The sequence below is a fragment of the Microcoleus sp. N9_A2 genome, assembly GCF_036701775.1.
Classification (GTDB): Bacteria; Cyanobacteriota; Cyanobacteriia; order Cyanobacteriales; family Microcoleaceae; genus Microcoleus.
Map to the genome: position 1 here is coordinate 95,783 of NZ_JAUBRH010000017.1, position 18,242 is coordinate 114,024.

The 18,242-nt window shown below is 45.4% G+C and carries 11 protein-coding genes; 7 read left to right on the forward strand and 4 right to left on the reverse strand.

Features of this window, described 5'->3' with window-relative positions:
• Positions 1-162: 162 nt before the first annotated feature.
• On the reverse strand, positions 163-5,337 hold the full coding sequence (locus QUA44_RS13390) for an SdrD B-like domain-containing protein (RefSeq protein ID WP_333251747.1): 5,175 nt from the start codon (positions 5,335-5,337) through the stop codon (positions 163-165).
• A 516-nt stretch (positions 5,338-5,853) separates the two neighbouring features.
• Here QUA44_RS13390 and mtnA point away from each other — a divergent pair.
• Genes mtnA through QUA44_RS13405 form a run of 3 tightly spaced genes read left to right on the forward strand, consistent with a single transcriptional unit; the run spans position 5,854 to position 8,412 of the window.
• On the forward strand, positions 5,854-6,915 hold the full coding sequence (gene mtnA, locus QUA44_RS13395) for an S-methyl-5-thioribose-1-phosphate isomerase (protein WP_333251749.1): 1,062 nt from the start codon (positions 5,854-5,856) through the stop codon (positions 6,913-6,915).
• 4 nt (positions 6,916-6,919) lie between these two features.
• Positions 6,920-7,567 (forward strand): type IV pilin-like G/H family protein, encoded by a 648-nt coding sequence (locus QUA44_RS13400; protein WP_333251750.1) that lies wholly within the window; start codon positions 6,920-6,922, stop codon positions 7,565-7,567.
• Positions 7,568-7,581: 14 nt separating this feature from the next.
• Positions 7,582-8,412 (forward strand): rhodanese-like domain-containing protein, encoded by an 831-nt coding sequence (locus QUA44_RS13405; RefSeq protein WP_333251751.1) that lies wholly within the window; start codon positions 7,582-7,584, stop codon positions 8,410-8,412.
• A gap of 550 nt (positions 8,413-8,962) precedes the next feature.
• Here the strand turns inward: QUA44_RS13405 and QUA44_RS13410 are convergent.
• Positions 8,963-9,310 carry a hypothetical protein gene (locus tag QUA44_RS13410; protein ID WP_333251752.1) on the reverse strand — a complete coding sequence of 116 codons (348 nt, stop codon included), beginning with the start codon at positions 9,308-9,310 and terminating at the stop codon, positions 8,963-8,965.
• Between the two features lie 240 nt (positions 9,311-9,550).
• Here QUA44_RS13410 and QUA44_RS13415 point away from each other — a divergent pair, with 240 nt between their 5' ends.
• Entirely contained in the window at positions 9,551-10,471 is a 921-nt protein-coding gene (locus tag QUA44_RS13415) for a cation diffusion facilitator family transporter (RefSeq protein ID WP_333251753.1), read from the forward strand.
• A 431-nt stretch (positions 10,472-10,902) separates the two neighbouring features.
• Here QUA44_RS13415 and QUA44_RS13420 read toward each other — a convergent pair whose 3' ends face one another.
• Entirely contained in the window at positions 10,903-11,043 is a 141-nt protein-coding gene (locus tag QUA44_RS13420; RefSeq protein ID WP_333309719.1) for a hypothetical protein, read from the reverse strand.
• Complete coding sequence (locus QUA44_RS13425; protein WP_333251754.1) at positions 11,013-14,030, reverse strand: NACHT C-terminal alpha/beta 1 domain-containing protein; 3,018 nt, start codon at positions 14,028-14,030, stop codon at positions 11,013-11,015. The genes QUA44_RS13420 and QUA44_RS13425 overlap by 31 nt, the downstream gene beginning before the upstream one ends.
• 397 nt (positions 14,031-14,427) lie before the next feature.
• On the opposite strand from QUA44_RS13425, the gene QUA44_RS13430 reads away from it, so the two are divergent.
• The 3 genes from QUA44_RS13430 (at position 14,428) to ltrA (ending at position 18,095) form a co-directional block, all read left to right on the forward strand.
• The gene (locus QUA44_RS13430; RefSeq protein WP_333251755.1) at positions 14,428-14,706 is read left to right on the forward strand and encodes a hypothetical protein; all 279 of its coding nucleotides are present in this window, start codon (positions 14,428-14,430) and stop codon (positions 14,704-14,706) included.
• A gap of 15 nt (positions 14,707-14,721) precedes the next feature.
• Positions 14,722-15,255 (forward strand): DUF2726 domain-containing protein, encoded by a 534-nt coding sequence (locus tag QUA44_RS13435; protein ID WP_333251756.1) that lies wholly within the window; start codon positions 14,722-14,724, stop codon positions 15,253-15,255.
• A gap of 1,118 nt (positions 15,256-16,373) precedes the next feature.
• Entirely contained in the window at positions 16,374-18,095 is a 1,722-nt protein-coding gene (ltrA, locus tag QUA44_RS13440) for a group II intron reverse transcriptase/maturase (protein WP_333251757.1), read from the forward strand.
• The last annotated feature ends 147 nt before the right edge of the window (positions 18,096-18,242 follow it).

Sequence of the window (18,242 nt, forward strand, 5' to 3'; positions counted from 1 at the left end):
GTAGTAGGGAAAAGGCAATGCCTTTTCCCTACGGGGATTCAGGGATCAGGGGTGTACTTCACAAACAAGGTGGAATCTGCTGTAAAATGTTTGGTTTCACCCTTTTTTATTTGCCAACAGTCTCTTAATCCATCGTCCCTACAATATTCTCACCTAATCGCGCTACAGGAGAGTAAAATCCGTAGCAGTAATCAGGCTTGCGGGCACATTGCTCAGAGTCGCTAAGAGTTGACCCGAACCGGTAACTCGGATCAGAGTAGAACTATTCTCCGCAACAACGCTCAGTTGCGAGAAATTCAGACCACCCATTAAGCCGATCGAATCGAGGCCGTATTGAAAGTCTAAAATAGTCTCGCTGCCGAGGTCAATACCCAACATAAATCGATCGTTCCCAGTACCTCCAATCAGAGTATCATTCCCCTCATCTCCAAACAAGAAATCATCCCCAGCACCGCCGAGCAAACTATCCTCATCCTTGCCGCCGTAAAGAGTATCATTCCCAGCATCGCCATTGACGGTATCCTGACCTTCATTGCCAAACAGCAAATCGTTACCCAAACCGCCGCAGATTTGGTCTTGTCCGCCAGCAGAACCAATGGGAAGAGGGCTGCCAATATCTCCGTACACAGTATCTTCCCCGTCGCCACAGCAGATAGTATCGTTCCCTTCATCGCCAAACAGCAGGTTGTTACCCGATTCGCCCAGAACTACGTCATCGCCCTTACCTGCCCGCACGGTATCATTACCGTCACCACCTGCGATCGTATCTTGATTTTCTTCCCCGCTGAGGAAATCATTGCCCGCCAAACCAAACAGCAAATCGTTGCCGGTCAAATCCGAGTCCAAAGGGTTAAGAGTTCCCCCGTAGATAGTATCATCGCCCTCATCGCCAATTAAAGTATCACTCCCCTTGTCTCCGAAAATGATGTCATCATCTTTGCCACCGTAAACAACATCGTCGTTTTCGCCCGCAAAGATTAAATCATCTCCAGCAACACCGTTGATGTAATCATTATCCTCGTTGCCAAATAGCAAGTCCCTGTCTATATTTGGGCCGACAGGGAAATCGCTGTTAAGTCCCCCATAAATATTGTCATTTCCCCGCAATCCAGCCAACAAATCAGATCCGTCAAAACCGTTAATTTCCTCACCGTTACTGCTGCCGAGAATAGTATCGTTACCGTTGGTACCATCGAAGCTATTGCTAACAGAATTCGGGCCGCGAACGCTGGCAATATTTGGCAAAACAATTTCCGCACAAATGCAGTCAGCATCTTGTCCTGCTTGCGGAGGCGGTGTTGGTGGTTGGGCGAAAAAATTGCCAAAGTTAATATCGCTAACATTCGTGCCGCTGACAGCAATAATATCAGCCGGATTAGCAGTAGTTCGCGTCCAACCCGGTTGATTGACTTCGCGAACTCGATAAGTTCCCGGGCCTAAATTAGTAAAACTGTAGCCACCTAAACTATCAGTCGCAGTGTTAACTTCTCCACCGTTCAAAGAATCGTCGCCGTTAGCATCAAGGAAGACTTGCCAGTTCGGCAACAGCGGTTCTTGAGCATCCAAAACCCCATTGTTGTTGAGGTCATTAAACTTGCTGCCGGAGATGCTAATATTTTGGAAATTGCCGAAGTTAATTCCACTGCGACTGTCACCGCTACCCAGATTAACCGTAGCCGGATTAGCAGTAGTTTGCGTCCAGCCAGTCTGCTGCACTTCCCGCACATTGTAAGGAGTATTGGAGTTGAGGTTGGTGAAGCTGTAATTGCCAGAAGCCTCAGTGGTAAGAGCAGTTTCGCCCGAATCTAAAGAGTTGTTTGCGTTAGCATCGAGGAAAATTTGCCATCCCGAAAGACCCGTTTCCCCCTCATCCTGAGTACCGTTACCGTTGGCATCGTTGAATTTAAGACCGCTGATGCTGCCTTGCTGCACGGGAGTCGGAGTCAAAATCGGAGTTGGAGACGGAGTTGGAGCGGGAGTCGGAGTTGGAGTCGGAGTCGGAGTCGGAGTCGGAGTCGGAGTCGGAGTCGGTATCGCTTGGTTGCCGAAATTAACTGTAGCAGGAGTAGTTTGTCCTGCTGCCAAAGTAACTGGGGGCGGGTTGGGAGTAGTTTGTTGAGTTCCAGTCGGTACAACTTCCCGAACGTTGTAAGTGCCTGCTGACAAGCTGGGGAAAGTAAAGCCGCCGTTAGCATCCGTAGTTACCGAAGTTTCTCCTGTACCGAGAATGCCGTCGTTGTTGGTGTCGAGGAAAACAGTCACTCCGGCAACACCAAGTTCTCCGGCTGCTTGAGTGCCGTTCCCGTCAATGTCGTTAAATTTGATACCAGTAATGCTGCCAACAAGTGGTGGAAGAGGGGGATCTGAGAGTAGGAGATTGCCAAAATTCACCACAGCAGGAGTAGTTTGGCCAGCAGCCAGCGTCACCGAAACTGGATTGGGAGTAGTCGGCTGGCTCTCACGTGGCAGGAATTCCCGGACGCTGTAAGTACCGGAGGGCAAGTTGGGGAAATTGAAGCTGCCCAGAGGACTGGTAGTTGTTGCCGAAGTTTCTCCAGCGCCCAGAATGCCGTCATTGTTCGTGTCGAGGAAAACAATCGCTCCGGCTAAGCCAGTTTCTCCCCCACCTTGAATGCCGTTGCCGTCGGAGTCGTTAAATGTTATACCAGTAATGCTTCCCAGTAGCGCAGGTATCGATTGATTGCCGAAACTCACCGGAGTCGTTTGACCCGCCGCCAGCGTCACCGAAACCGGGTTGAGAGTAGTTGATTGGCTGCCGGCTGGCACAACTTCCCGAACGTTGTAAGTGCCTGCGAGCAAGTTGGGGAAATTGAAGCTGCCGTCAGCACCTGTCGTTGCCGAAGTTTCTCCCGCATCGAGAATGGTGTTGTTGTTAGTGTCAAGGAAAACAGTCACTCCGGCGACACCGAGTTCTCCGGCTGCTTGAGTGCCGTTGCCGTCTTTGTCGTTAAATTTGATACCAGTAATGCTTCCCAGTACCGCAGGTATTGATTGATTGCCGAAACTCACCGGAGTCGTTTGACCCGCCGCCAGCGTCACCGAAACCGGGTTGAGAGTAGTTGATTGGCTGCCGGCTGGCACAACTTCCCGAACGTTGTAAGTGCCTGCGGGCAAGTTGGGGAAATTGAAGCTGCCGTCAGCACCTGTCGTTGCCGAAGTTTCTCCCGCATCGAGAATGGTGTTGTTGTTAGTGTCAAGGAAAACAGTCACTCCGGGGACACCAGGTTCTCCGGCGGCTTGAGTGCCGTTGCTGTCAATGTCGTTAAATTTGATACCGGTGATGGTACTCAGCGGTACGACAACGGGAATCGGCTGTGCGGAAAATTCGGAGGTGTTGCCGGCGGCATCTGTTGCTGTGGCGGTGATTAATTGCCCTGCGGTGACTGCTGCTGGGAAGGTTTGATTGAAGGTGGCGTTGCCGGCCGCGTCTGTCGTTATCGGGACAGAAGCAATCAAGGTTTGACCTTGGGTACCGGGGGGGTTGTTGGCGAAAAATTGGAGGGTGAAATTGGTACTGGGCGTGCTGTTGAAGGTTCCCGCGACGGTGGCGCTGCCTGCGCTGGCGGTAGCGGTAGTTAGTACGGGGGTGTTTTGCAGGTTGTTAGCGCCTGTGTCGGCGTCGCCCGCATCGTTGGCGGTGATGCCGTTGTTGCCGAGGTCGATTCCTAGGCCGCCGTTAGCGAAGATGGAGTTGTTTTGGATGCTGTTGCCGGTACCGGCGAGGATGTTTACTGCCGAAAGGAGGTTGCTGGCGATCGTATTTCCTTGACCTACCACTGTACCGCCGATCGCATTATTGCTTGCGCCATCAGGAATAAATACCCCGGTAACATTGGGCAGCGGAGTCGTACCGTTGGCAGCAACGCCGATGAAGTTGCCAAACAACGAGTTGCCGACAGTGGTGGGCCCAATAAGGACGACACCATTACCGCCACTGTTGCCGGAAATAATGTTTCGGGCGGCTGGGGTCGTTCCGCCAACGGTATTGTTGGTTGCACCTCCCCCAATGACTACGCCGACATTAGTGTTAGGGACAGCAGTGGTACCGTCAAAATTAGTGCCGATGAAGTTGCCTGTCAGAATGTTGCCCGTCGCACCGGGATTGAGAATGACCGTACCACTATTGCTGTTGCCGGAAATGACATTCCCGTTAATAGTGTTGTTCGGTACGCCGTTGACGGTAACTCCGCTGGCGTTGGGCAAGGCGGCGGTGCCTGCGGCGTTGGTGCCGACGTAGTTGCCCAGCACTTGGTTGCCCCCCGTACCGCCGACGATGATGACGCCATCGGCAGTATTTCCAGAAATGACGTTGCGATCGCCCGCGGCAATCCCCCCGATAATATTATTGCTGCCGCCATTCTGAACGGCGACACCAAATAAGGCGTTGGGCGAGGCCGCGGTACCTGCTGCATCGACACCGATGTAGTTTCCCGCTACGGTGTTGCCGTTGCTTTCGAGGGAGATGCCGGTGTTGCCGAAGCGGTTAATTATCAATCCCCGCAAGGTGCTGCCACCGCCACCGGCCAAGACCCGAAAACCGCTGACACCACCTGCACCAGCTCCATTGATTTCGATGAGGGGGGTGCCGGCGAACCCCGGTTGGGTAGTGCCGTTGATGATTGTGGGAACGTTAATATTGGGCAAGATTGAGAGGGGTGCGATCGTCTGAACGCCTGCACCGGGAATGGCAAAGTTAATATTGTGCGGCGGCGGTGCGGCAGTGGCATTCGCATCCGTAATCGCTTGTCGCAGCGAATCCGGCCCTGCATCGTTGGTATTCCTAACAGTGAATATCGCCAAGGTATGCGCGTAATTTGCCATTACCTCTGGCTCGATCGCCAATCCAGCTTTAATCGCTCCAGTAGCGTATTCAAGCAACCAGTTTCCACCTTTTTGCGCGCTCCCGGTAGCATCGGCCGAAGCAGCAATATTAGCTTTTGTTAACTTGCTCAGTTGTTGTACAAAAGCTGCTCCTTTTTCACCCGCTGCTACGTTACATCCGTAGAGCAGAATTTCAAATCGATTTTTAATTGAGTTTACAGATGACGAAAACCACCGCTGCAAACAGTCGCGATATGTTTCTAAATTGTCGAAATTCAGCTTAGTTTGCCCTAGCTGCAAACTTCCCGATTCCCCGTGAGAAATAATGTGAACGCTTTCTATACCTTTGCGGCTTTGCAATGCTTCGGAAATTTGTTCGATGCCGTCCCGCGTGCGTTCGACTAAAATAACCTCTATACCCGGTTTCACACCCGCAGCCAGACTCTGCCAATCTTCAACGGCTGCATCTACAAATACTATTTGTTGGTTTTTCATAATTACCTTTCTCTCATGCACCTAAGTAGGTTTTCAAATTGTTGTTTCCGTGCGATCGTCGCCCAACTTCCAAGCACAAATACCGCTACCACAAAATCAGCCTTCAACTCAATAAAAGTTGCACAGGCAAAACTTGACAATTATCTATTTTTGTGATTTTTTTTGAAGTTTTTGGAGAGCGAAAGTTGGTCGATCGCACTTTTTCATTTTCAACTTAAAAAATCAGACTGCTGGTACAGGTAGCTTGTTCCCCATTCCGGAAATATTTCTAAAAATGTCAATATAATTTACAAAATTTAATGTTATTTTTTTGACTCAGTACAATTTTGTGACAGGAAGCCAGCTATATGGAAGTTCCAAACCCAGAAAAAAGTAGTAAGTATCCAGCAATTCTTCCATCTCAAATATCAAACCGCAGGCCAGGGATTTTGGCAAATCCAGCCTGTCACCCATAATATAGAGAAATAGTCGCCTTCATGGCATGATAGAAACTTGTCCCTCACATAACTGAAATTGATGACCGCTCAAAACTCCCCAGTTTCCCCCATCACTTGGAAAGAAGACCGAGTTGTGCTAATTGACCAAAACCGACTGCCGCAAGAATATGGTGTAGTCGAAATTAGCCACTCTCAAGATATGGCTGAGGCGATTAAAACTATGATAGTCCGAGGTGCTCCGGCGATCGGCGTAGCGGCAGCCTACGGCATGTATTTGGGCGCGAGGGAAATTGAAACGGGCGATCGCACCGAATTTCTCGCTAAACTAGAACAAGTTGGTGAATTATTGCGATCGACTCGTCCCACAGCCGTTAATTTGTTTTGGGCGATATCCCGAATGCTCAAAACAGCCGAAAAAACTAGCGGTTCCGTCGAACAAATCCAAAAAACTTTGTTAGAAATGGCTAAAACCATTCAAGCCGAAGACTTGCAAACTTGCAAAGATATCGGCGACAAAGGCTTAGAAGTTCTGCCAGCAACACCCGAAAAATTGAACTTACTAACTCACTGCAACGCCGGTGCCTTAGCTACAGCAGGCTACGGAACAGCATTAGGTGTAATTCGTTCTGCTTGGCGAGAAGGCAGACTTGGCAGAGTTTTTGCAGACGAAACTCGCCCCCGTCTCCAAGGTGCAAAACTCACAACTTGGGAATGCGTGCAAGAAGGAATTGCCGTCACATTAATAGCCGACAATATGGCCGCTCACTGCATGAAACTCGGCATGATTCACGCAGTAGTTGTCGGTGCAGACAGAATCGCTGCTAACGGCGACGCAGCCAATAAAATTGGTACTTACAGTTTAGCAATTGTTGCCAAAGCTCACAACGTCCCCTTCTTTGTCGCCGCACCTTTATCAACAATTGATTTTGAACTTTCAGACGGCAGCCAAATCCCCATTGAAGAACGCGATGCTGTGGAAATGTATCAAGTTGGAACTACGCGAATTTGTCCAGAGGGTGTAGAATTTTACAATCCCGCTTTTGACGTAACTCCGGCCGAATTAATTTCAGGAATTATTACAGAACACGGCACGGTTGCTCCTGGAGAGTTGAAACAGTTTCAAGCAAAACAATTAGTTTAATTGTATGTTACTCACCCGCTCTATTCACGCAAAGTTATTGCAAATAATCCCGCTTTTATCAAGTAGGTTTGCCGATAAATTTCAGGGAAAGATTGAGGGAGAATTTTTAGGGAAACGCCAAACAACTGTCAGGACAAAGCAGTTCTGTTTTCCTAGAGCGACTCAAATTTGCAGCAATGCTACAAGCCGGATTCGTAGCTGTCGCAATCGGCAGAGGAAAGTTGCGATCGCAGCTATAACTTTGCCAGTTGTTTTTGCTACAGTCGCTCAGGCTCAATTGTCGCCAACCTTGAAAGCTCAGGAATCAGCAGCTAAACAATATGTGGCAGCGATGAATAAAGCTCAGCAAGCCTACTATGCAAACAATACGGGTTTTACAAGTTCTGTTGCCAATCTAGGTCTAGGTCGCATTAAAGCTGACACAGCTCATTACAAATATTCAATTAATACCGGGAACAAAGCTGTATTTAATTATGCAGTGTCGAATCAAGCTAATCTCAAAAGTTTTGTGGGAGGAGTTTTTTTAGTAGGCAACAAGAGGCAAACAATTTTGTGTGTAAATGTAGCTCCCGGCAAGATTAAACCAGCTAATCCCATTAATACTAATGGGGTTTTAAACTGTGCTGCTAAAACAGCAAAAGTTGTTAAATAAACTATCTTTAATTTATGTGTAATTTAGCAGATAATTGGATTGTCAGCGCAGATTTGGCTAAGCAATTACTGTTAGGAGGAGCGACTCTGCTTGATGCTCGCGAACCTATTTTAAAGTGGTTTTGCCGTCTGCCGCCAGCTATTCCCGTAACTTGGCAGCAATTTGCCTGTTCCGACTTTCCGCACCAAGGTAAAATTATCGAAGATGATGCAGTTTTAACAGAAAAATTGCAAGCATTGGGAATTTGTCAAGACCAACCAGTCATTGTCATTGCGGATTCCGCGAAAGGCTGGGGCGAAGACGGGCGGATTGTTTGGATGCTGCGAACTTTGGGACACGAAAAAGCTGTGTTTGTCGATGGAGGATATCGAGCTTTTGTTAAAGCTGGAATCGATCGCACAAAGCGCACAAATCATCCATCGCAGCCAGGAGATTTTATTGTATCTCGCCGATCGAATTGGGAAATCAATCGGGATGATTTAAAAGCTATTTTAGGTAATGATAATTTAGCAGTTGTTGATGCGAGGGAACCGCGAGAATATTCAGGTAAAACGCCTTACGGAGAAACCAGGGGCGGTCACATTCCCGGTGCGGTGCATCTCTATTACAAACAGTTAATGGACAAACAGGGAAAACTGCTGGAACGCGAGGAAATTGTCGCTATGTTGCAGCAGAAAGGAGTTTCGCAGTCAACTGAAATTGTGAGTTATTGTACTGGGGGAGTTAGGTCTGCATGGTTGACTTGTGTCTTGACAAGTTTCGGATTTAATGCTAAGAATTATGCAGGTTCAATGTGGGAATGGTCGGCTTCGCCGGCAGATAGCTATCCCCTGACCAAAAACTAAAACTAGCAATTAGAAATTAGTCGTAGGGTGCGTCAGAAGAGAGTCTTTCAATTACCGATAAAAGAACCCTAGCTGACGCACCTTACTAAGCCAATTAGTCCTAGGGTGCGTCAGAAGAGAGTCTATCAATTATCGATAAAAGAAACCTAGCCAATTAGTCCTAGGGTGCGTCAGAAGAGAGTCTATCAATTATCGATAAAAGAACCCTAGCTGACGCACCCTACTGAAGCCAATTAGTCGTAGGGTGCGTCAGAAGAGAGTTTCTCAATTATCGATAAAAAAATCCTAGCTGACGCACCTTACTAAGCCAATTAGTCCTAGGGTGCGTCAGAAGAAAGTCTATCAATTACCGATAAAAGAAACCTAGCTGACGTACCTTACTAAGCCAATTAGTCCTAGGGTGCGTCAGAAGAAAGTCTCTCAATTATCGGATAAAAGAACCCTAGCTGACGCACCCTACTGAAGCCAAAACTATTTTCGCTGTGATAAAACCCGCTAATTTATCAGGCATTTAACCTTGACAAACGGGCGGGTTTCAGGTTGAAGCATCTCAACTGACTTGTTCGATATACTGTGCGAGATCGTCGCGCAGGCGGCTGAGTTCGGCTTCGGTGGTGACGCGCAGGCGATCGTCCCTAACCGTAATCAGCACTTTTGCAGCAAAAGGAGTTGGCCAGATATTCGGATTGCAGAAAACTTCCAAAAATACATCTCCTGCATACCGATATTCCATCGGTTTTTGGGGAGAAGCTTTAGCGCCAGCAGTTTTGGCGGCTACAGCTTTCAAGCTTTCCATCAAAGCTGCAATTTCGCTTTGCAAATCCCGCGCGGCTTGCGGGGAAAAGCTAAAGGAGACAGAACCTTCGACTAAATTCAGTGTCAGCGGAGAAAGAGACATGGGCAATGAAATTTAACATACAATTGTTAATGATAAAAGATATAGTAACCCAAAAGAAGTACATTCCCGCTCAATTGGACTGCGAGAATGCTATTAATTAAAATTAATCTCAAGAAGCGTGGCTAAATTAATGAATATAAATCTAGTCGTAAGCTAGATTCTGCAATACTTTTAACCTGTTATGACTTGATCGGCTTTAAGCTAGAAGTGAGAAACTTGACGGCAGATCGAGGAGATTTTATGGTAGCCGATAACCGTTCCGAAATCCGCAAGGTCTTAATCATTACCTTATTGCTAAATTTGCTGGTGATGGCAATTAAAGCAGCCGTGGGATGGCTGACTGGTTCCCTCAGTTTGCTGGCAGATGCTTTGCACAGCGTCACAGACAGCGCTAATAATATTTTAGGATTGGTAACTAATCATTATGCCAATCCGCAGCCCGATCGCGATCATCCCTACGGACACCAAAAATTTGACGCTCTCGGAGCTCTGGGAATTGCTGCTTTTCTGGGAATTGCCTGTTTTGAAATTCTCAGCGGCGCTGTTGAAAGGTTGCTAAAAGGTGGCACAGTTGTCAAAATATCGCCAAATGAACTGTGGATTTTGCTGATTGTACTGGGGATTAATATTTTTGTCACTTTTTACGAGCGCAGAGTTGGCAAACGTCTGGGTAGCGCGATTTTGGTGGCTGACGCTCAGCACACGATGAGCGATGTTTGGGTGACAATTATGGTAATTGCTGGGTTGATCGGTGTTTGGCAAGGTCAGGTTTGGAATATACCTCAATTGCAATCCCTAGACGTGTTTTTGTCTTTTCCTGTGGCTGTTTTGGTGTTTAGCAGCGGTTGGAAAGTTTTAAGGGAAAATCTGCCTTGGTTGGTGGATGAAATGGCGATCGCACCGGAAACTATCCAGGCGATCGCAATGGATGTACCCGGAGTTGTCAACTGTCACTCGATCGCCTCTCGCGGTGCGATCGGGCGTCAAGTGTTTATTGATATGCACATGATTGTGAATGCGGCTGATGTAGAAACTGCTCACCGGATTACAGAAGAAGTAGAAGCCCGTTTGGAAGAACGTTTCAGCCCTGTACGCATCTTAATTCACGTCGAGCCTCCGGCTTACGAGTCCGACCAAATTAGCTACGATTCTGAAAAATGAAGGCACAACCAGCGATTTTGAGACGGATACACGGATTAATTGAAGAATCGGGAAAGTATTTTTACTTACCGCAATTCCTCCAATTTTTTAAATCCTATCAATCGGGTTAGAGCGATCGCACTTAATTTAGTAGCAGTTTTCCACAGGAAAAGGGGGGTTTTCCACAGAAAAGGGCAAGTTTTCCACAATAGATCGATCGGCTGTCGTCGATTTCTGTCTTTCTATTTGTATAAATTCCAAGTATTTTGAATTTCTGTAGCCATTTCCCCCGCAAATGCCAAGGTAGCAAAATCTCCACTTTTGAACCGAGAGCTCGCAGCCATCTCAACGGGTAGGGCGGATGGAATTTTTACTTTATTTTATCTGGTGCTAGCCTATCTACTCTCGATGGTAGCGGAAATTCTCCTACTCTGTTTTAGCAGACGATTCTCTTAATTCAGAGAAAGATGAAGAAATGTTTCGATCGAGTTGGATTTGGGGGTGTGAGTGCGATCGCGCCTGAGTTGGTGAAAAAGCGATCGCCTTCTGCCAAAATCAAAATTCAAGCCTCCAAAATCGATCGACGCAGCCATTTCAAAACTGCATCGATGAGATTCGGATGGTTAGGAGAAATGCGTTTTACATTGTCGCATGGTCGATCGGTGATAATTGCGATCGTGCCTCCAAAAGCACTCAGTGCAGTTAGAAAAGGTTCGCTGAATTCGCGATCGATTTTAGAATTGTAGAACACCAACGCAACTCGTTTTTCTAGGTTTCTCAAATTCAGTCGCCAATAGGCTTTGAGCAGTGGCATAGTTGTGGGTGTTCCTTCTTGTCGTTCTGGACAACCTTGCTCTACCATTTGGATATAGATATCAGTGGCAGGATTATCTAGAGGGTTAAATTCGCTACCATCAATACAAATCAGTTGTACTGCTTGATTGAGCATTGGGTCGCTGACAATTGCAGAAGGCAGGACTTCTGGAAATTCGGCAAAGTTTAGGACTTGATTAGTGTTGGATTTGCTAACTAGGATGTTGTCGGATACTTTTGCATTTATAGTAAATGGTTGACTGTGCCATGCACTATAAAACTCTGGATAACTCATTTTTTGGGCGCAGTGCCAGATAACTCCATAGCAATGGAAATATCGATCGACATCATCTTTGTCAGTTTTCCTGTATAGACAATTTCTTAGTCCTTCAACTACCAATGGGAACATTTCATACTGAATCATTTTTGTAAATTTTAAAGTTGCCGCGAAACAGCCCATATCGTCTTCACTATTACACAATAAATTAACTAGAGATTTTGCAATAAATTCTTTACTTGATTTAAGCTTCTTATCTTTAGAGGACTTTAAAATATCTTTAAAGGTGTATTCATTATAGTCGCTTTTTGTTAATTTATCTAAAAGCTTAATAACCTTAATACTCTCATTCTCGATTTTAAATTCAACTTTTATAGGCTCACCTTTAAATGGTAAACCATATACTAATGAATGAGCAGACGAAAGAGCATCTTCCCGATCCATACCCCAGGAACAATCCATTGCAGTATAAAAACTGATTACATTTTCCAGAAGGTCTTCTGCTAATTTGTTTCCAGGGTCAAGCTTGGTTAATATCTTAGCAGCTTCATGGGTATTCTCTGCATTTCCCCGAAGACGAAAAGATTGGTTTTCCAATGTAATTTTATGTTCTTTTTCTTCACGAATTAATTTGGTTAATAAATTAATTGCTTTCAGGCGATCGGTTTTTTTAAATACTTCTCTAGCGGCATCTTCTACACAATAATGCAATTCTTCACCGATGTTACTAAATCCGATTTGAAACAGTCTCTCCACAATTTCATCTGCTCGTTCATAAATTGTAAATTCAGAGATTGCACACGCAGCCAAAAAATAAGCTCTGTAGCCATAAAAATTCTCAATACCACATCTATCATTAAAACTTGTTAACAACTCAATAAACTTATCTCTGTTTTTATTGTTGTTTCCAAACCATAATATAATTACTTCTTTCCACTGCAGTTCAAAAATGCGATAAATACCTTCATCTGGATTATGAGGAACGTGATTTAGGAAAAAATGCCAATCATCGATCGCCAAGGCAGCAAAATATTCCTGGAATGTAGGATGAAAGAATGCGTAAACAGATTCATCTGTTGCAGCTTCTCGATCTACCAAATTCAGCCAACCGAGATCCCAGGCTAATTTAAACAGCCTATCGCCCATTTCTTGCTGAATTAAACTCAGTGGCAACCGAAATCTAGCATCGCTATCCAATCCTGCTATAGACAAACGACCGAGGGCTTGATGTAATTCTTCTCGTAAACCTGGTTGAGTTGCCCAATCAATAACCGATTGGGATGGTTTCCACTCATAGAAATAACGGACAAAGTGTTGATATAGTTCTGCTTTAGTTTCGGGTAATTCGGCTTGCTTATTCTGGCTGAATATTTGACACAGTAGAGATAAGCGAAGCGGATTTTTTACGAGTTGGCGGATGCGTTCTTTTTGCGGTTCTTGCAGCTTTTCCTGTAACTCCTGTCCCCGTTGAATATTTTTTGCTTCAGCAAACCACTGCTGAATAAAATCATCTACTTGCTCTGGTTTAAATTCTTGAGTTTTGTAAGTATCAAAACCTGTGAGGGGATTGTTGAGACGGGCATCCCAAACATTGGTTCGACAGGTCAAAACAACCCGCACATTACCCAACCAATCAGTAAGCTGGTTTCTAATTTCCTCTAAGGACAAACAACTATTCGGCCCTACAGCCATTTCATCAACACCATCGAGTAACAGCCACACCCCACCATGACGCAACCGTTTCTGTAGAGATGTTTTGTGAGACTTCTCTACATCAATATCAGGATAAACCAGAGCCATAGCTTCCGGCAACCATTCCTGAAGGATATAGTCTTTCAGTGTCTTTCCTTGCAAACTTGCCAGCGCAATGCAAATCGGCAAATCTTGATTATTTTCCTGAATGTGAGTGGCGATTTTATCTAACAGCGTTGTCTTTCCTGCTCCTGGTTCGCCGACAATAGCAATATGTTTATTTTTTCCAGTAGGGTTTTGTCCAATAACGTCAGTCATGAATTCATCATGCTCGTAAATTCGGGTAACAACTTCCGGTTCTAATTGATGTAACAGTTCCATAGGCACATTGCCACTGCGACGCTGCTGCTGTTTCCGTTTGATTAAACCTAGCGGTACAAAAACATTGATTTCAAATCCCATTTCTGTCGCTCTTCGTCTAAAGCGTTGCTCCTCTTGCTGTTCATTTAACATTGATTGGCAAACTCGCTGCCAATCAATGGTAATTTTTGGCTGTGGCTCTCGATCGGAATTTTGCAAGCTTGAGTCATGTTCGGCAATAAAGTTTATGGGTTCAAATTCTAATGCTTTAAGAATTGAGATGACAGTACCGCGATCGCACGGCTTGCCATCCAGAAAGCGTTGTACGGTACTGATACTCACATAAGCCTGATTTACAAGGTTTTCTTTAGACCAACCTCGTTTGTCTGGATTTAGTGGCTTTTCCAATTCAGCCATCTGTTGACGAACTTTATCCAAACCTGCGCCATCAATCCGAACACTGCGAGATGCCATAGTTTGACTCATTCCTAACAACTAGAGTGGATGAAATTGGGAATTTTGCATCAGTTGCATAGCCCGCCAGGGGTTTAAACCCCTGGCTCATAGCGAAAGTCCTCTAAAAGAGGACTAAATGCTGACCCAAAAAAGCGCTCTTCAGTCCACTTGAGTGGACTTTCGCTATGAGCCGTGGACTTGAGTCCACGGCGGGACAACAGCACAGGCGCAAAATCTCAATCAAAACTATCCCTAGCATAGTCAGCATCAAGTTTCTTGACCAGTTCAGATCAGTTCACTTTTTTCTGAACCGTTTTGCTCTGGAGAAATCCAGTTGACTCCAATAGGCTTGAATCATTAGCACTCAAAGGTTCAGCTTATGACAGCCTTTCAACTCAGCCTTTTCCCAGACGAGCCACCTACTCCCATCGACTCCCTTAACAAAAAGAGAAGGGTAAAACTCCAATCCCAACCAACTGTAATAGAGCAATCCTGCACAACCCATAGAGCCGCACAACTGTTGGAGGTATCCACCACAACTCTCTACCGCGCTCGGAAAGAAGGCAAACCTTACCAGAAGGGCGCTTGGACTGCTACCGCTCTTGGTGCAAACGCTTGGACAGTCGTCTACAACCCCTTTAATTCCCACTCACCCTAATTGGAGATAAAACTAATGCTATACGCCTTTGACTGTGACAATTCTTTGTCTTCATTTCCCCAATTCCAAAGCGGGGAAATTATCAACGAGTTAGAAACGATCGCTATCGATATTCTAGAGATGATTTTAGGCGATTGCTTCCGTTACTGTCCCCAAGTTCCCCTAGAAATGATCTGTTCTCGTCGAGAAACTTTTACCCGTCTTCCCATTGAACTTTGGAAATTTTGGGTGAGTTCCAGAGTCGATATCGCCTTGATGGAACGCGGTTATTGTGCTAGTCGCAAAGCCAAACTGGTGATAGAATGTCAATCTCATTGGCACGATCGCCCAGAGGTGCAGGTGCGCGATCGCAAAAAAGCCCGACTCCTTGCATCTGTTGGCGTTCCCTTAGTATACCTGCGACAAATCGATCTCGATCGACGCTTCTATCGTTTCTACACTCCCAATGGACAAAAAGAAGTCTTCTACAACTCAATTACCCAACAAGGACGGACAGAACTGGAAGCATTTTTGCAACACTATTCAACACAGTTGACAGTTGACAGTTGACTCTTAGACTATAATTTTTCTGTGTAAGTCCTGTAATTAACACAGGACTTACAGACGGCATCTATCCCAATCGAAAATCAATAATCGACAATGGTATTACTCCCACTCGATCGTACCAGGCGGCTTAGAAGTAATATCGCATTTTTTGATCTGAGCTACTGAATACCGTGTACCACATATAGATGGAATATGCTGGATGATTAGAAATACCGATCGCAACTAGGACAACGGTACAACATTGGTGGGAATTTAGCAAACAAGCTTCTCTTTCTAAATTGTTAAAAAATGTCCGCAAGGCACATTTTTTAAATATAAATTAGTGGCACAATTATTTATCTTTAGCCCTGGACGCATTAATACCTTTATAACCGGGGTTTTTACTATTATTAAAGGCTAATTATGCAGTTTGTTTGCCCATCAAACCCGGTTTCTGGAAACCGTACGTCCAGGAGTATATCTTCCTTTACAAAGGTGACTTGATTCCGATGGGTGGTCAATTACTGTGCGATTCGTTTAGCCTAAAGCAAGCTGAAAAGCTTGCGGGACGGTTAGCCCAGTTGATGAGGCTGGTGACAACTGGTTACATTTGTAGGTGAACCGCCGTGCGGTAAGTCCTACCCCTCAAGTGCAGAGGTGAAAGCATAACCCCTAGTTTATTGGATAGCAAACAATAGGCTAAAGCGGGGTTAAAAGGCAGAACTACTGAAAGCCAAATTCGGTATCTGTCGAGCAAGAATCCATGCGTAGCGCAAGCAAAGATGTGTTTGAACCATCGTTAACCACAATGGTGTAATGGCTGAGTTAAGGATAAAACCGTTGTAAGATACGGTAAAGACTAACTAACACCAAGCCAAAAGGTAAGGATAGGGCATAAGCGGTTGGTAATCCGACTTATAAGCACCGCCCATAACCCCGGTGGAAAGCATCACGCTAAAGATTCAAACAATGTGTAATCGGAACGAAGTAACTCTCTTAAATCTCTGGATAGGTCGATATTCAGTAAATAGCTAACGAATGGTTTAAGAGAGAGGGATTGTATCAAAAGCCAATGCCTCACTGTAATGGTGTGGATATGCTGACAGATACACGGTAATTCCAAAGGAATAAAACAAGTAGCAATGAATAAATCTAAAACGCTGAACAATCAGACGGTGGAGTGGAAAGACATCAACTGGCGCAAGCTAGAAAGGGTGACTTTTAAGTTGCAAAAGCGAATATTCCAAGCGAGTGAACGTGGTGATGTTAAAGCAGTTCGCAAACTTCAAAAGACCCTGATTAGGTCTTGGTCTGCAAAATGTATTGCGGTTCGTAGGGTGACACAAGATAACCAAGGCAAGAACACGGCTGGTGTGGATGGCGTTAAATCGCCGACCCCAAAAAACCGTACTAACCTGGTTGGTAAGTTAAAGTTGGAAGGCAAGGCAAAACCCACTCGTAGAGTTAATATCCCCAAACCCGGAACAACCGAAACTCGACCATTAGGAATACCTACAATAAACGACCGCGCATTGCAAGCGTTAGTTAAACTAGCGTTAGAACCAGAATGGGAGGCGAGATTCGAGCCAAACTCCTACGGTTTTCGACCAGGACGTTCATGTCACGATGCGATTGAGGCAATATTTGTCAATATTAGGTACAAGTCTAAATATGTGCTTGATGCTGATATTGCTAAGTGCTTTGACCGCATAGACCATAAAGCATTACTCTCCAAAATACACACATACCCCACTCTAAGCCGCCAACTTAAGGTATGGCTCAAAGCAGGATATTGTGTCCAGGGTGATTTATTCCCTACTAATGAGGGTACACCACAAGGAGGGGTTATTTCTCCCTTACTTGCGAACATTGCCCTACATGGTATGGAAGAAAGAATAAAACAGTATGCGGATACATTAAAAGGACAAAAACGGGTTAACCGTACAGCCCTTAGCTTAATCCGTTATGCTGATGACTTCGTAATAATCCATGAGGATTTGTACGTCGTAAAAAGATGTAAGGAGATAATTGCAGAATGGTTGTGTGACATGGGATTGGAATTAAAACCAAGTAAGACAAAACTAACCCACACCCTCATTGAGATTGATGGTAATGTCGGGTTTGAGTTCTTAGGGTTCCACATACAGCAGCATAAGGTGGGAAACTACCGTGCGGCATCAAATGGACACTTCAACTTAGGTTTTAAAACACTAATTACACCCTCCAAAGGTAAAATCCAAACTCATCTAGCCAAGATTGCCGAAGTAATAGATACCCATAAAACCGCTCCTCAAGCTGCTTTAATTAACAAGCTGAACCCAATCGTCAGGGGGTGGTCAAACTATTACTCGACAGTAGTTAGTAAGGAAACCTTCAATAAGGTCGATATGCTGACATGGCAAAAGTTAAGAACTTGGTCAAGAACGAGGGGAAAAGGGAGCATCAATAAAGACAAATACTGGCGAACAGTAGGCGACCGCAATTGGTGTTTTAGTACCGAGAACGGAATAGAACTAACACAGCACTCAGATACGCCAATCCTAAGGCATATCAAAGTAAAGGGTGTTGCTAGTCCGTTTGATGGAAACTGGACTTATTGGAGCAAGCGTAGAGGTGAATACCCAGGAACCCCTAACAGGGTTGCATCATTAATCAAGCGTCAAAAGGGTATTTGTTCTCACTGTGGTTTGTACTTTACCAGTACAGATGTTGTAGAAGTTGACCATATTAAACCGACATCATTAGGTGGGAGAGATACCTACGATAACCTGCAACTTCTGCATAAACACTGCCACGACGCAAAGACAGCAACAGATGGGTCAATACACTCTAAAGAAAGTGTCAAAACCGATAGCGTGTCCTAAATCGTATCCATAACAAGGATGGTATTATCAAGGAGCCGGATGAGGTGAAAGTCTCACGTCCGGTTCTGAAGGGCGCGACCTGAAAGGTCGTTCGGCACGTGGAGCCTACTCCACTAAGGGATTCACACCCCTTACTCTCACGTAAAA